The 15,303-nt window shown below is 42.5% G+C and carries 12 protein-coding genes and 1 pseudogene; 3 read left to right on the top strand and 10 right to left on the bottom strand.

All coding sequences use genetic code 11. The features are described 5' to 3' along the window. Window positions 1-37: 37 nt before the first annotated feature. The 3 genes and pseudogenes from F896_RS0119935 to alc all read right to left on the bottom strand — a co-directional run bounded on the left by F896_RS0119935 (window position 38) and on the right by alc (window position 2,566). Window positions 38-808 (bottom strand): annotated as a pseudogene (locus F896_RS0119935) (hypothetical protein). Window positions 809-957: 149 nt separating this feature from the next. Next, a complete protein-coding gene (locus tag F896_RS07715; RefSeq protein ID WP_016164095.1) occupies window positions 958-1,494 on the bottom strand; it encodes an ureidoglycolate lyase in 537 nt (178 codons plus the stop codon). 67 nt (window positions 1,495-1,561) lie between these two features. Further along, window positions 1,562-2,566 carry an allantoicase gene (gene alc, locus F896_RS07710; protein WP_016164096.1) on the bottom strand — a complete coding sequence of 335 codons (1,005 nt, stop codon included), beginning with the start codon at window positions 2,564-2,566 and terminating at the stop codon, window positions 1,562-1,564. A gap of 164 nt (window positions 2,567-2,730) precedes the next feature. Between alc and F896_RS07705 the strand changes: the two genes are divergently transcribed. Together F896_RS07705 and hpxO are read left to right on the top strand one after the other, a co-directional pair. Continuing rightward, window positions 2,731-3,447, top strand: a complete 717-nt coding sequence (locus F896_RS07705) for a FadR/GntR family transcriptional regulator (protein ID WP_016164097.1) — start codon at window positions 2,731-2,733, stop codon at window positions 3,445-3,447. 182 nt (window positions 3,448-3,629) lie between these two features. Beyond that, window positions 3,630-4,787 (top strand): FAD-dependent urate hydroxylase HpxO, encoded by a 1,158-nt coding sequence (hpxO, locus tag F896_RS07700; RefSeq protein ID WP_016164098.1) that lies wholly within the window; start codon window positions 3,630-3,632, stop codon window positions 4,785-4,787. 59 nt (window positions 4,788-4,846) lie between these two features. On the opposite strand, the gene F896_RS07695 is transcribed toward hpxO, so the two are convergent. The 5 genes from F896_RS07695 to uraD form a co-directional block, all read right to left on the bottom strand. Then, window positions 4,847-6,220, bottom strand: a complete 1,374-nt coding sequence (locus F896_RS07695) for an 8-oxoguanine deaminase (protein ID WP_016164099.1) — start codon at window positions 6,218-6,220, stop codon at window positions 4,847-4,849. A 17-nt stretch (window positions 6,221-6,237) separates the two neighbouring features. Further along, window positions 6,238-7,533, bottom strand: coding sequence for an OprD family outer membrane porin (locus F896_RS07690; RefSeq protein WP_016164100.1), 1,296 nt, complete (start codon window positions 7,531-7,533; stop codon window positions 6,238-6,240). A gap of 198 nt (window positions 7,534-7,731) precedes the next feature. Beyond that, on the bottom strand, window positions 7,732-9,099 hold the full coding sequence (locus F896_RS07685; RefSeq protein ID WP_016164101.1) for a nucleobase:cation symporter-2 family protein: 1,368 nt from the start codon (window positions 9,097-9,099) through the stop codon (window positions 7,732-7,734). A 50-nt stretch (window positions 9,100-9,149) separates the two neighbouring features. Next, on the bottom strand, window positions 9,150-9,485 hold the full coding sequence (gene uraH / locus F896_RS07680) for a hydroxyisourate hydrolase (protein ID WP_016164102.1): 336 nt from the start codon (window positions 9,483-9,485) through the stop codon (window positions 9,150-9,152). Further along, a complete protein-coding gene (gene uraD, locus F896_RS07675) occupies window positions 9,485-9,985 on the bottom strand; it encodes a 2-oxo-4-hydroxy-4-carboxy-5-ureidoimidazoline decarboxylase (protein WP_016164103.1) in 501 nt (166 codons plus the stop codon). The genes uraH and uraD overlap by 1 nt, the downstream gene beginning before the upstream one ends. Before the next feature lie 346 nt (window positions 9,986-10,331). On the opposite strand from uraD, the gene F896_RS07670 reads away from it, so the two are divergent. Then, window positions 10,332-11,456: a linear amide C-N hydrolase gene (locus F896_RS07670; RefSeq protein WP_016164104.1), complete on the top strand. Its 1,125-nt coding sequence runs from the start codon at window positions 10,332-10,334 to the stop codon at window positions 11,454-11,456. 61 nt (window positions 11,457-11,517) lie between these two features. On the opposite strand, the gene F896_RS07665 is transcribed toward F896_RS07670, so the two are convergent. Next, a complete protein-coding gene (locus F896_RS07665) occupies window positions 11,518-13,941 on the bottom strand; it encodes a glucose/quinate/shikimate family membrane-bound PQQ-dependent dehydrogenase (protein ID WP_016164105.1) in 2,424 nt (807 codons plus the stop codon). A 16-nt stretch (window positions 13,942-13,957) separates the two neighbouring features. Beyond that, on the bottom strand, window positions 13,958-15,259 hold the full coding sequence (locus F896_RS07660) for a carbohydrate porin (RefSeq protein WP_416201942.1): 1,302 nt from the start codon (window positions 15,257-15,259) through the stop codon (window positions 13,958-13,960). Window positions 15,260-15,303 lie beyond the last annotated feature (44 nt).

Consider the following 15,303-nt stretch of genomic DNA (forward strand, 5'->3'; position numbering starts at 1 on the left):
GTCTGCTATTAAAAAATTATCGATTTATTTTTCTCGGTTATGATCTTTTTCTAGATCTATTCTTGGTTCTTTTATGTACCTTTTTTGGGGGAATAATAATTTTTCCAGTACCGAATCCTCGGAAAAAATAGTTAACAAGATAAATGAATAAAAAACCGAAATAGAAAAATGGAAAGATCGTAATAGTACTAATACATGCTTCCCAAAAAAGTACGCCGATCCGATAATTATAACTTAACTAGATAAGTGCACCTCTACGGCTACCATCTTGAAAGGAAATTTCATCATGGAGAAAATGTAGGATGCCGATTAAGAGGAATAAGAGAAATATACCTGAAACTATCATTTTTTTAATTAATGGTTTCTCCAGCCATGGATATTTCTTTGATGCTTTAAACTCGGCCTGAAAAAATTTACTATAAATTTTTTCCTGAAACGCCTTACTCACGCCGACTCTCTTAATGAATAAGAAGCACAAATAACCGCCGAAAACAGAGGTTACAATAGTATAATAAATACTTGAAAGAATAGTAAAAAATGGCAATGGACCTTTGGTTCCCACCGTAATCAACATCTGCTCTGTGATATAACGATAAATCTCATACTGCCACTGATTGCGTGGATATGCTGGAAATAAAAATAACGGTAAAATAAATACAATAATCAAAAGGCTAATATGTATTTTCGCCTGTCTTTTTTCTTTAGCTCGTTGTTCAAGCGCCAAACGTCTTTGTTCTAGTTTTTCTTGCTTCTTTTGCTTTGTGTGCTGTTCAAGCAACTCTCTTGCTACATAACGTTTTGTTGACATAGAAAATCAATATTTATGTTTTATATAAAAATCTTAATTAGAAAATAATAAAGATAAGCGAATACTCATAGGATCGAGAATTTTAAATTAAAATGAGTAACCTTCCAATATTTTAAAGTATATATATTCTTTTTATAAAATTTATACAGTCAGAGATTGACGATTTCTGACTGTACTAAAGCTTCAGTGATCCAGCACGGTTGAGATAAATGATGGACATCACAATTACTGCCACCACCAATACGATCGACCACGAGAAAATCGCTATTTGCTTCCAAAGTAATTAAAGGATGATGCCATACCCCTTGATGATAGGTAACGCCTTGCTGCCCATTGCTGATAAAAGCTTGAATCCGTTGCTCATCAGGTCGTGTTTGGTCAAATGGCAACGCCACAACAACAATAAATTTCTGTTGCTGTAATGGAATAAAAGACTGTGAACCATAAGGATGTCGTTCTAACATCTCAATCTTAAATGGAATTGGTGTCGCAAACAAATTATGAAAAATGCTCATCCCTACGGCGACCTGATCGCCTGACACCTGTGCCAACGATAAGGCATGATAGCGTTCAGTGAGCCCTTGATTAATCGGGATAAAGTCTTTACCACTCTTTTCAATCACATCGCCAAAGGGCGCAAAACTCTCTTGAGTTAAAGGCCGAATTTCAATATTTTTTTCATGCATAGGTTGATTCTCTTCAATTTCTTATTGGCCTCATTGGGTCACAATGAGGCTATTCACTCATGAGAAATTATTTAAGCGCTTTCCCCCATAAACGAATCCGACTAATCCCGCCATCAGGAATCATATTGACGCGGATATAATTCACTTTTTGATGTTGAAGCACTTCTGCAACATATTCGTGAATATTGTCCATGCTCAAAGGTTGCTGTTCCAATAAAAAGGGCCAAAACATACTCTGCGGAATAAGTTGCGCATCGGTCGCATCTTCAACATAAGCAGCTTGAATCGAACAAAATGCAGGAAAATTTCCTTTAAAATAGGCGGTATCTACGTCAATTTTTTCAATCTGTCCTGTTTGTCCCAAAGCAATAATGCACCAATCAAAACCAGGGGCACGGCGACGTTTGGTCTCCCAACCATCACCCATATTTAAACCACGATCAGGGTTGAGTAGATTATTCGGATGGCCAAAATGCGCATCGCTAAAGGCCACAATACGCCCGCCATTTTTTAAACCAATCAAATCCATCTGCTGGGTTGTATCAACATTTTCGAGCAGCACACGACCATAGACTCGTAAACGGGCGATACCTCCATCAGGGAAAATATTAATGCGAATGTGGGTAATTTTTTGAGCAGCGCAGTCGAAAAAATGATGCTGGTCTGGAGATAAAACTGAGTTTTCTAATAAAGCAGTCCATGTGATCCCTTCCAATTGATTATCTGGCGCATAGCAACCCTCAATGGAGGCAGAGGCTGGATAATTACCTGTAAAGAATGAGGTATCAATATCAAATCCAGATACAAGCCCTGTCACACCTAAACGAACAATACACCAATCATAACCAGACTCACGCTTACGTCTTGTTTCCCACCCATCCATCCATTTGCCATTGTCATCATATTTTCCTTCAATGAATTGAGCCGGTGTGCTTTGCAACATTCTTGCAGCTTCTGCAAAAAACTCATCGGAACAACTTACGATAGTTGCACCAATTCTGGCATCAGCAAGATTAGTGAACGCCTGCAAATGGGTCGGTAAAGCTACGGTTTTAGCAACATGCACTGTCATTGATCATTCCTGAAGGTTTCATTTCTATTCTATTATGCAAGATCCAGTCCAACTGGTCTGACCTGTTATCAAAAATATAGCTATTTTTCATCAACAGCGCCAACAAAAAGATAAATTTTGTGTAGAATCAAACTGTTTATTTTTATATTTAAGGTGCGTTGCTGATGAGTCCACAGGCTATGCTCAATGGAAAATCCTCTCAGGTGACTGAGCAAGCGGTGGAAGTAATTCATCAACGCATTCAACAAAATACTTATGCAGTCGGTTCTGCCTTACCCTCGCAACGTGATCTTGCCCTCCAGTTGGGAATCAGCCGTGCTTCTTTACGTGAGGCATTAACCCGTCTTGCCGCTTTAGGCTTATTGGAAATCAAGGCGGGTAAAGGGGTTTATGTGATTTCACAGCATAGCCAAGCCGCAGAACAATGGGATGGCGAGCACCGTGTTTCGCTCAAAGATTTCTACCAATTACGCTACGTGTTGGAAGGTTTTTGCGCCCTGCTTGCATGTGAATATTTAACCGAACAGGATAAGTCGACCCTCCAGCAACACTACCAATCACTTGCCAGTGCAATTAAAGAACAGAATTGGCAGGCAGCCTCTGAATTCGATTATGCTTTTCACCAACATATTATTGAGCTTAGTCATAATCAATCGATTATTCAAACACTTAAAATGCATACTGAATGGATTAAAAAAAGCCAGATCCTGCCTTTTGTTCAACCTAATCTGGCATTTAAAACCATTCAAGAACATGAGTTAATTCTGCAAGCCTTATTTAATCAAGATGCAACAGCGGCTGAAAAAGCCATGCAAGCGCATATTATTGGTGCTGCGCAACGGGCGGGTGTGTACTTTTCTCGGCATAACAGCTCAATCTAAGCACCAAAATCACATCTGCACCACTTTGCCCCATGCTTTGAACCATATCCATGCAGCCTTTCTATTTTTGCTTTTTAATAAAGCAAATTATCTGGTATGACCAGTAAAACCAGTTGCTAAAACTGGCACACTTCTCGCTTAGAACTGTTTAGAAACTTATTTATATATTTAGGGTCTGAACGATGAATATTGCGATTGTAGGTGCAGGTATGGGCGGTTTGACTGCTGGTATCGCTTTAAAAAAATTTGGTCATCAGGTCACGATCTATGAACAAGCTGCCGAAATATTACCCGTCGGTGCGGCCATCTCACTTTGGTCAAATGGGGTTAAGTGCCTCAATTATCTGGGCTTAACCGATCAAATTCAGGCGCTTGGTGGGCAAATGGAATCTTTGGCCTATGTGGATGGACTGAGCCAACAAACCATGACTCAATTTAGCTTATCACCTTTATATAAAGAAGTCGGCCAACGAGCCTACCCTGTCGCCCGAGCCGATCTACAACAATTATTAATGCAGCAATTTGGTCTGGAAGATATCAAACTAGGCATGAAAATGACGGCGATTGAAAGCCATCAGGACGATGTCACCCTTCATTTTCTAGATGGCTCACAAATTACAGCTGATTTACTGATTGGCGCAGACGGTACACATTCTCTCACCCGAAAATTTGTCCTCGGTTATCAGGTTGAACGTCGCTATGCAGGTTATGTGAATTGGAATGGTTTGGTCGATATAGATGAAGCGATTGCGCCTGCCATGCAATGGACGACGTATATCGGTGAAGGTAAGCGTGTTTCACTGATGCCAGTTGCCCAAAATCGTTTTTATTTTTTCTTTGATGTCCCATTAGCGGCTGGACTGGCCAATCAACGTGAACAGTATAAGCAAGATCTCAAATCCCATTTCAGCGGCTGGTGTGAACCTGTACAAAAACTGATTGAACGTTTAGATACACAAAAAACCAATCGTGTCGAAATTCATGACATCGAACCGTTTATGGATTTTTATAAAGGACGTGTAGTGCTGCTCGGTGATGCAGCGCATAGCACCACCCCAGATATCGGACAAGGCGGCTGCCAAGCCATGGAGGATGCGATTTATCTTGCTCGTGCCTTACAAATCAATACCTTTGGTTTAGAGGATGCATTGGCACGTTATCAAAACAAGCGCAATGATCGTACTAAAGAAATGGTCCTTCGAGCTCGTAAGCGTTGCGATGTCACCCATATGAAAGATCCGCAAGTGACTGAAGAATGGTATCAATCGCTATACCAAGAACAAGGCTCACATATCATGCAAGGCATCATCAGTAATATTATTGGCAATCCACTCGATTAAATACCTAAAGGGGGTACTTATCAGCCCCCTCCTTTTGATTCTAAATTAACAGCTATTTCTTATGCCGCCAATAAGGCTTTTGCTGCAGCACGATGCTTCGCTTTCAGTTCTTCTAAATCTAATCCTTGAATCTCGCCATGTTTAACTTGCCACTGACCTGCAACCATCACATGTTCTGCTTTATCTGCCCCACACAAGAGTAAGGCTGCAATCGGGTCATGACTGCCTGAAAATTTCAACTCATCGAGCTTATAACAGGCTAAATCGGCTTGATAATCAGGTGCAAATTGTCCTAAATGCTGTCCACGGCCTAATAACTGCGCCGAACCGTGGGTTCCCCAATGCAAGGCCAACTCAGGAGTAATCCTTTCAGCACCGTATTTTAAACGTTGTAAATACATGGCCTGACGAACTTCCAAAATTAAATTTGAAGCATCTCCAGAGGCAGAACCATCAACGCCCATACCCACCTTGGCACCTGCCTGCATTAAATCGAGGGTTGGGCAAATCCCTGAAGCGAGGCGCATATTGGAATGTGGACAATGACAAATTCCTACTCCAGCCTGCCCTAAACGCTGAATTTCATCTGCATTAAAATGGATGCCATGTGCCAACCAAGTCCGTTCATTCAACCAACCCACGTGTTCTAAATAATCCACCGTACGCATGCCAAACTTTTCCAGACAGAAGCTTTCCTCATCCAAGGTTTCCGCAAGGTGTGTATGCAATCTGACATCGAGTGTTTGGGCAAGTTGCGCGCTTTCTCGCATAATCTCCTGTGTGACCGAAAAGGGAGAGCATGGAGCCAAGGCAATATTGACCATGCCGTTATCTCCGCGTTGATGATAGGTCTGCACCAAGCGCTCACTGTCCTTTAAAATGACCTCCATACTTTGCACGGTATGCTGTGGTGGTAAACCACCCTGTTCTTGTCCGAGACTCATCGAACCGCGGGTTAACATCACCCGCATTCCCAATTGCTGCGCGGCATTGACTTGAATATCAATCGCATCGGTCAATTGTTGCGGAAATAGATAATGATGATCTGCAGCAAAGGTACAGCCCGATAACAACAACTCGGCCAAAGCCACTTGAGTCGCGACATATAACTGCTCTGAATTTAGTCGTGCCCATACCGGGTACAGATTAACCAACCATGGAAATAAAGGTAGATTAACCACAGGTGCCCAAGCCCGAGTCAAGGTTTGATAAAAATGATGGTGGCTATTCACCAACCCAGGAATCACCACCAAGTCTTTGGCATTGAATACCTCATCACAGGGCTGACTGGGTTGCTGATCCTTTGCCAAAACCTCAATGATTTTATTATTTTCAATCACCAAGCCATTACTCGCATCGAGTTGATTCGCGGTATAAATTGCGAGTGGTTGTTTAATCCAAATTCTTGAACGGCTATTTAAGCTGGCCATCATTGTCATTACCTCATCCTTTAAAATTTGTAACTCAGTGCAAAACGGTTTTGTAAGAAATTCTTGTCATAGCGCGGAGAAGTCTGAATCCCTGCAAAATTACTGACACTAAAACCTTTCAAAGCACCCGTGAAGTTATAAATGCCAAACAGCATGTATTCAGATTGATTTCGACTGGCGACATTTTCAGCCTCTTTTAAATCCATAAACGAATAACGTGCTCCAGCAATCACTTGATCTGTCAGTTTGCCCTCCAAAGACAGCATCAAGGCATTGCCCGCGCCTAGATCTTGGGTACTGGTAAAAAAAGGTTGTGCAAAAATTTCACCAGATGAGGTTTGGCTAGCATAAGGCATAAGCAGCGCACCATTTAGATAACTCTTTTGATCGGGCTTAATATAGTTATAGGCCAGCTTCAAACTGGCAGCTGGTAAAACCTTAAACGCAGCTTGGACACCCCAAACCTGACTATTGATCTCGCCTGCAAGTGCTTTGCCCTGATCCTTGCCAGACATATATTGCAGTGAAAACTCAGGGGAATAATTCAATTTTGGAAATGCCAGATCTGCTTGGGTATAAATCAAACGCAGATAGTCATCATAATCCTGATACCACAGTTGGGTTTTTAGAGCCTTATCATCCGCTAATGCAAAGCGTTTCCCTGCACCAAATGACCAAACCCCATCGGTTTGCAAATTTGAATTTTGACGCGAGCTTTTGGTGAACTCATCTTCTGCATAACTTTTATATTTATTCACTTTGGTCAAACGCAGGAAATCATTGTTATTCCCGATCTGTACATCTGCAGCTTGATATAAGAACATCAAGACACGGCGGTCCGCATAATCTCCCATAAAAGGCAAATTGAGACGCTGATTACCGACGGTCACCCGAGCCAAATCATTTTTCCATGTCAAATAGGCTTCTGCTAAACCATCACCATCTTCCTTGAGCTCATCGACTTCAGCCTTATTATCTTTCTCATCTAAACGACGCTGAATATCATAACCAACCGCTGCCTGTACCCCATAAAAAGGCGCTGTTTCATATTTGATATAACCGCCAATCACCGCGGTATCTTGATTTAAATTATTCACAAAATAACCATTATTGAGTGAATAATACGTAGACTTGACCACACCATGCACGCTACCACAGGCAAATACAGCGGAAATCGATTCAATTGAATTGTCCTGAGGCTGACAATCTTGTTGCAAATTGAATAAAGCATTTAAGCTGGTATCAGCAGCCCATGCAGGTAGCGTTGTCCCCATAGCCACTACGAAAGCAACCGATGTTAAGCGAATTTTTTGCATAGATATCCCCTAGATCTTTGATCTAAAAATTGATTTAAAACCTTTAAAACTGACCTTCTGATGCCTTAAAAATCGTGCTTTGCACTTTTTAAAGCCAAAACGCCCCCAGACCTATTCAAAATTAAATAAGCGACTTTTAACGATGTGCAGGTAAAAAGCAGGATTCAGTTTGAATATTCAAGTCTGAATCCGTGATGATCAATGCCCTGAATTTAAGGGCAAGCTTGCCACTTCAACTGATTTTTTAGTGAATGGAAGATGATTGAAAATGATGTTGAGTAAAATTGCGGTAATACAGGTCGAACTGATCCCAGAGTGTAATAACATCTGCACAGAAACAGGGAATTGCGCATAAAACTCATGATTTACAATCGGAATCATGCCGATCGCCAATGAGGTTGCGACAATAATCAGGTTCTTATGCTCGTTATAATCCACTTTCGCTAAAGTGCGAATTCCACTGGCTGCGACTGTTCCAAACAGGACAATCCCCGCTCCGCCTAATACCGGCATCGGAATGGATGCGACTAAACGCCCCACAATCGGCAGCAAACCTAAAACAATCAGAATTCCGCCTGCTGTTGCCACCACGAATCGGCTTTTAATTCCAGTAATCGCCACCAGTCCAACATTTTGTGCAAATGCCGTTTGCATAAATGAGCCGAAGATCGGTGAGATTGCACTCGATAGCATATCGGCACGTAAACCATCCCCAATACGTTTGGAATCGACTTTGCTGCCCACGATTTCACCAATCGCAATAATATCTGCGGTGGTTTCCGTCATCACCACCAATGTCACAATCACCATGGAAAGAATGGCAGAAAACTCAAAGACAGGAGAACCGAAGTGGAAAAAGCTCGGCAAAGCAAAAATAGAACCTGAACCGACATTGGAAAAATCAGTGAATCCTGCAAAATAAGCCAGTACGGTTCCCAACACAATGGCAATCAAAATCGCAAGCCGACGCAAGATTTGACTGCGTAACATACTAAAAATAATCACAATCGCTAAGGTCATTAATGCCAAACCAACATTGGCTGGATCACCCCAGTTTTCAGCTTTTGGATTGCCGCCCATAATCCAGCGGATTGCTACAGGCGTCAGCGAAATACCGATCATGGTAATTACACAACCAGTCACCACGGGTGGAAAGAAGCGGATAATTTTTGCGAAAAATGGCGTAAGCAACAGACCAATAATCGACGCTACAATCACAGCACCAAACGCCGATGCCAAACCACCACCTGTGGTTACAATAGCGAGAATGGTGGCGACACCTGCGAAAGAGACGCCCTGAACAATCGGCAATTTTGCGCCGAAATGCTTGAAACCAACAGTTTGCAAAACGGTGGCAATTCCCCCAACAAATAATGCAGCCGCCACCAATAGTCCAATTTCAGAGGCTTGCAAGCCCGCCGCAGCGCCAATAATTAACGGCGGTGCAATGATGCCGCCATACATGGTCAAGACATGTTGCAAACCATAAATGAGGTTTTTGTTCATGCCTAAATATTGATGTTCTGCTGATCCGTGAGCCTCACGGTCTAGGTTGTCTTGCTGCATGGGTTAATTCCTCAAATTAAATTCATAATGTCCACATTGCTTGAGTTGGTTTAGCTGCCACGATAGGTTGAATATGAAAACGGACTGATTAATAACGGCACGTGATAGTGCTGTTGAATATCAGTGACTTTAAAATCAATACATACGCGTGGATAAAAACTTTCGGTATTTAAAGCTTGAAAATAATCGGCAACTTCAAAAATTAATTGGTAATTGCTCTGCACAAATACATCGAAGTTGAATGTTTTAATACGACCATCTGCATCGGTAACTTGTTGATCCAATAACATGTAATCCTGATCCACTTGTTGCAGTAACTTCACCAGAACCTTTGATGCAGGCTGGCCCAGTGATGCATTTAAAATATGTGTGCTGACACCCGCCATTATTGAATCTCCTGATTTAAACGAAGCAGTGCGATTTCCCCTAATTGCTGCTTCACTTCGGCCTGCTCTTGTTCTGCTGTGTTTTTGAGTCGGCGTTGCAGTTCGGACAGTATCTGCTGTCCTGAACGCCCTGCCGCACGGATCAGATAGATATACCCAAATTTGTGCTCATAATCTAAATTGCCCTGATAAAGTGCCAGTTGCAGGACTGCATCGGTTTGGATCTGCCCTTGTTCTTGCTGTGAAAACTGTTGTTCTTTTTCAGACAACACCGCTGCCGCTTTTTTCTCACCAATCCGTGGATGTTGCTCCAAGGCCGCAGAAATTTCAGGCCATTGCCAGGTTTGCGCTTGTGCCAGCGCAGTTTGATAAAGCTGTTCTTTCGAGCTGTAAGGACGTTGCTGTAGCAGTTCAGAAATCCAAGTGGGAATGTGCGCACAGCTTTGCAAAACCCGTTGGGCTTCACCTGAATCTAGCTGATTGAATGTTTCGAGTTGCATTGCTGCTCCAATTTAACGCATTGTCTGACTGGTCAGACCAGATATCATAAATGAAGCAATGAATATGCCAACTCTACTTACCCACACGCAATATCGACTTTCTGACTGTGATGTACGAATGATTTAAACTAGAAAATACAGCATCTAATTATTTATTTTTATTTTAAATAATATTTAAAAATAGAACCCTATATTTATATTAAAACTATTTGACTATCAAAATATCCTCTGCTAGCTTTTTATATGCTCAAACGATCTTATATATTTAGAGCACTTACATAATAATTTAAGATCAAATAAAAACCAAAAATCATGATTTATTTTAACAATCAAAAGAGAAAATAATATGTGTACCGAGTTTATTTTACCTCAAGCAACAGGCTATCGTATTTCTGGGCGTACTATGGATTTTGCAGCCACATTTACTTGGCAACTGGCAGCAATCCCATTGGCAACGCCCTTAAAGGCAATTGATACCTTAAGTTCGAATACACCTGCTTATCACTGGAATGCAAAATATGGTTTTATGGGGATCGGGATTAAGCTCCCTTTAAATCTGTTTGATACCAAATTATGTGATGCCATGAATACAGAAGGATTTTCGGCAGCTGCACTATGGTTACCACCTTCCCGTTATCCTAAAAAAGCCGATGCGCCACCAAATGCCAAACTCATTTCAGCTTTGGATATTTGTGGCTGGGCTGCGTCTAACTACAATTCAGTTGAAACCTTAAAAAAGGATTTATACGCCATTCAGCAAGGACAGCCCACTTCTCTGGGGGAAGTTTTATATTTTTGGGATCCGCTACAATTTTCTGAGCACAGCGAGTTTAATCACACGGATGAACTCAAAAACTTAATCCCAATTCATTTCCAATTTCACGATAAAACGGGGGCAAGTCTGGTACTTGAGTTTCGTGATGGGCAATTGTCGATTACGGACAACACCGATATTGGTGTCATGACCAATACGCCATTTATTGAATGGCATCGTACCAACTTAGAAAATTATCTAGGGGTCACCAATGTTGAAACTGACAATCAAACCATCATTGGCTTAAATGTAAGTAAAGCTGGTAATGGTGGTGGTTCGATTGGGCTTTCTTCTTCCGCATTGCCTTCTGATCGATTCCTGCGTACAGCATTCACCCTGAATTATTCAATTCCTTGGTTAAACCAAACTCAACGCCCAAGTAACACTGCTGCGATTGCACATGTGATGAATGTGATTAAAGGCATTTATGTCACTCGCGAACAATGTATTGATGAAAATGGCAATATCAAAGGTGACTATACTCAATGGGAAATCGTTCGTGATCACAGCAATCAGGTTTTCTATATCGCAACAACCGCAAGCTTGGGTTTCTGGCAAGTTAACTTCTCGGATTATCAACTGGGGCAAAATGCTCAACCACAATTTGCCGTGATTTCTGATGCTGTACAGATGCCTGTTTTAACTGCAGCAACTTAAAACTAAATCAATGAAAAACGGCAATCTCAGTGATTGCCGTTTTGTTTATTTCAATTGCAGTTTAATTCAAACGATATGCAATCACATAGTCACCATGATCAGGCGACTGACGTGCACCGCCCGCAGTAATCAGCACATACTGTTTACCGTTTTTCGGAGATACATAGCTGATTGGTGTGCCTTGACTCCCTACAGGTAAACGCGCTTTCCATAACTCTTTGCCCGAGGATGAATCCAATGCACGCAAGTAATAATCCTGAGTTGCAGCAAAGAAGACCACCCCACCTTGAGTTGCCATTGGTCCACCGATGGTTGGCATTCCAATCGGTGCTTTAAGCCCCATTTTGATGCCCATAGGACCAGTATCTTGCACAGTTCCCATTGGAACCTGCCATGCAATTTGACGGGTTTTCATATCAATTGCGGTCATGGTGCCATAAGGTGGTTTTTGGCATGGGATATTCAACTTCGACCAGAAGCGATCTTTGTTGACTTTATAAGGTGTGCCTTTCATCGGCACTGCGCCCATACCTGTATTGACTTTCTCTCCGCCATTGGCTTGAACAGCCAAGTCTTCAGGGGTCTGTTCAATCAACTGAATCCACAGTCCTAAACGCATGTCATTGACGAACATATATTGATGACTTGGATCAAAGGCAATGCTACCCCAGTTCATGCCGCCTAAAGAACCCGGAAAACTTAAAGATTTATCTTTGCCAGGTGCAGTAAATAAACCTTCATAACGCATCGATTTAAAGTTAATTCGGCACATCAACTGGTCAAATGGCGTTGCGCCCCACATATCCGATTCAGTTAAGGTTTGATTGCCAATCTGCGGCATTTCCACCGAACGAGGTTGAGTTGGACTGTATTGCTCACCTTTGATATCGGCAGGTTTGACCGGCTGTTCAATCACTTTAGTCAGTGGTTGGCCAGTTACACGATCCAACACAAAGAACTGGCCTGATTTAGTGCCAATCACCACAGCAGGTTGATTGCTGCCATCTTGCATTGGGAAATCCACCAAGCTTGGTTGCATTGGCAAATCAAAATCCCAAAGGTCATTATGAACCGTTTGATAGACCCACTTTTCCTTGCCTGTGGTTGCATCCAAAGCCAGAACAGAAGAGTTATATTTATGATCTAAGGGTTGACGATTACCGCCCCAGACATCCACAGATGAACTACCCATTGGCAAAAATACTGTGTTCATTTGCGGATCATAAGACATGGCTGCCCAAGAATTGGCAGAACTGCGCTTATAGGTTTCACCTTCTTTTAACACATGGTTTGGATCTGGATTACGTGGATCAAAGGCCCAACGTAATTCACCTGTAATGACATCGTATGCACGAATCACCCCACCCGGCATATCGGCAGCAAAGTTATCAGCAATACGACTTCCCACTACAATCACTGTCCCCGCAATAGTTGGCGCAGAAGTCACCTCAAAACGTGGTGCAGTGGTTCCCTCACCTAAACCTTTGAGTAGGTCAACCGTGCCATTTACCCCAAAGTCTGTACAACGTTCACCTGTATCTGCATTAACGGCAATTAAGCGACCATCTGGTGTATTGGTATAAACACGGCGCAGACATGAGCTATTGTTAGCGACAGCTTGAACAGGTGTCGCACCTGCTAAGGTTGGCTGCACCAAGGCTTGGGTAGAATCAAAATAAGCAACCCCTCGGCAACGCTCCCAAGCATCCGACTTGGAGTTGACTTCGGCTTTCCAAAGTTGTTTACCAGAGTCCGCTTCCAACGCAAAAATGTTGTTATGCGGGGTACACAGGAAAATCTTATTGCCCACTTGTAGCGGCGTCATTTGATCTTCTGCACCATTTCCCGAACCTGTGGTGAAATCACCCGTACGGAAACGCCAAACCTCTTTTAATTGATGCACATTATCCCGTGTGATCTGATCCAGCGCCGCAAAACGACTTCCGCCTGCATCCTGACCATAATGCTGCCAGTTGGTCTGCTTCATATCGGTTTTTACAGGAATTAAAGGCAAGGCCTGCCCAGATGCGGCAACCGTTGGGTGTGGCTGGAACATCTGATAAAAACCGATTACCATGCCGATAGCCGTCAATATTCCCAAACCATAAGCAGGTAGATCAGTACTCGGTTGAAATTGATAACGACGGATGGCAGGTAAAGTAAACATCAGTGCAGCAAATAAACCTGCTGGGAACATCAGTCTTGAAAATAAAGGCCAGAACTCCCAACCTGCATCAATCAATGACCAGATGATTGTTCCTATAAAAACCAGACTGAATAACCAGACACCCAATGCTTTTTTCTTAAAAATAAAAATAGCAGCAAGCAGTGTAAATACACCCGAAATCACGAAATACCATGATCCGCCTAAGGTTGCCAGCTTTACGCCACCGATGGTAAAAAACAGCCCTGTCAGCAACAAAACTAAGGCCAAAATAAAGCACCATATTTTGAGTATGGTCTGTGAGCTTGAAGATTCAGACATCTGTCATACTCCTGTATTAGAAATTCACGCGTATGCTCAGGCCTGCAACCCATGCATCATCCACTTCTTTAACGCCCGCAGGTTGATGGATATATTGCAGGTTCGGTCTTAACATCACCGCAGGTGACCACTGATAGGTGTAATTCAATTCGACATTGAGCTCATCACGCTGGACAGGAACATAATCGACTGCAAACGCATCGTATTGCCCATAACCGCGAGTTTCATTGAGTGCAATTTGACGATCTTTATAACGATCATTGACGAGATAATTGGCAATACCAAAACCAATTGAATCATTTGGACGACTATCAAAAGGTCCTTTGTACCAAAGTGCCAGTTGCTGGGTACTGTTGACTGCTGTAGTGGCTTTATCATTCACTACGGCATTAAAACTGACGTACAAGCCACGTTTTGGATCGTCGCCTTTTTGGCTGAGTTGTTGTTGTGCATTGAGCCAAAAACTATGCTTGCCATCATGTACTTTGCCGACTGTGGCGATGTCATTGGCTTCGGCTGTTGAATAGAGTGCACCGACTTTATATTCACCTGATAAGCCATTAAAGGCTGCAAGTTTTGGTCGCCATGCCAGCTCGACAGGAATGGTCGCACCTTTGACATGATCCATATCTAGATTAAAACCATCACGATTGCGGTCAGTTTTAATATTATCTGGATTAACTTCGTAGACACCTACGCCCAGTGTCCATTCAGGTGCGAATTGATACTTAACATTGGCGCCCCATAATCCAACAGGTAAATTGTACCAGATTGAACCAATCGACTTCCCAAGCTGACCACCACACAGTAACAGGTTCTGAAATTCGCATTGCGAGCCATTAAAATCTTCTGACATACCCATACGGCCAATCTTGAACTGTACCGTATTATCAACAAAGCCCTTTTTCACCCATGCCTGACTTAAACGCCAGATTTTTCCGCGCCCATAGATTTCCTGTGAATTGCTTAACGCACTAGAACGCGGGTCTTTAATTCGATCCAAGGTTAAGGCATTACCATCACGTTTGGTGATTAAAAGGCTAGCACTGGTATCTTTCCAGCCTGCAATTTTCTCTAAATCGAAATTGGCACCTAGCGACAGTTGTGCAGCATTTTTAAAAGCATTGTCATCGTTATAGCCGCCATCCAGATTGGTGGCAGCTTGACTCATGATCGAGGCCGTAAATTTATAGCCTTCTTTTTCCAGTTGTTGACGCTGACCGTTCCAGTTACCGAGTAGCCATTGACGATCCTGTGACCACGGCTGATCCGCAAAACTAGATTGAGCAGCACATATAGTAACTGCCAAACAGCTCATTTTGAGCAATAATGCATTCGACTTCATATTCGGCCTCCTTGCCG

The sequence above is a fragment of the Acinetobacter genomosp. 15BJ genome, assembly GCF_000400715.1.
In the GTDB taxonomy this organism is placed as follows: domain Bacteria; phylum Pseudomonadota; class Gammaproteobacteria; order Pseudomonadales; family Moraxellaceae; genus Acinetobacter.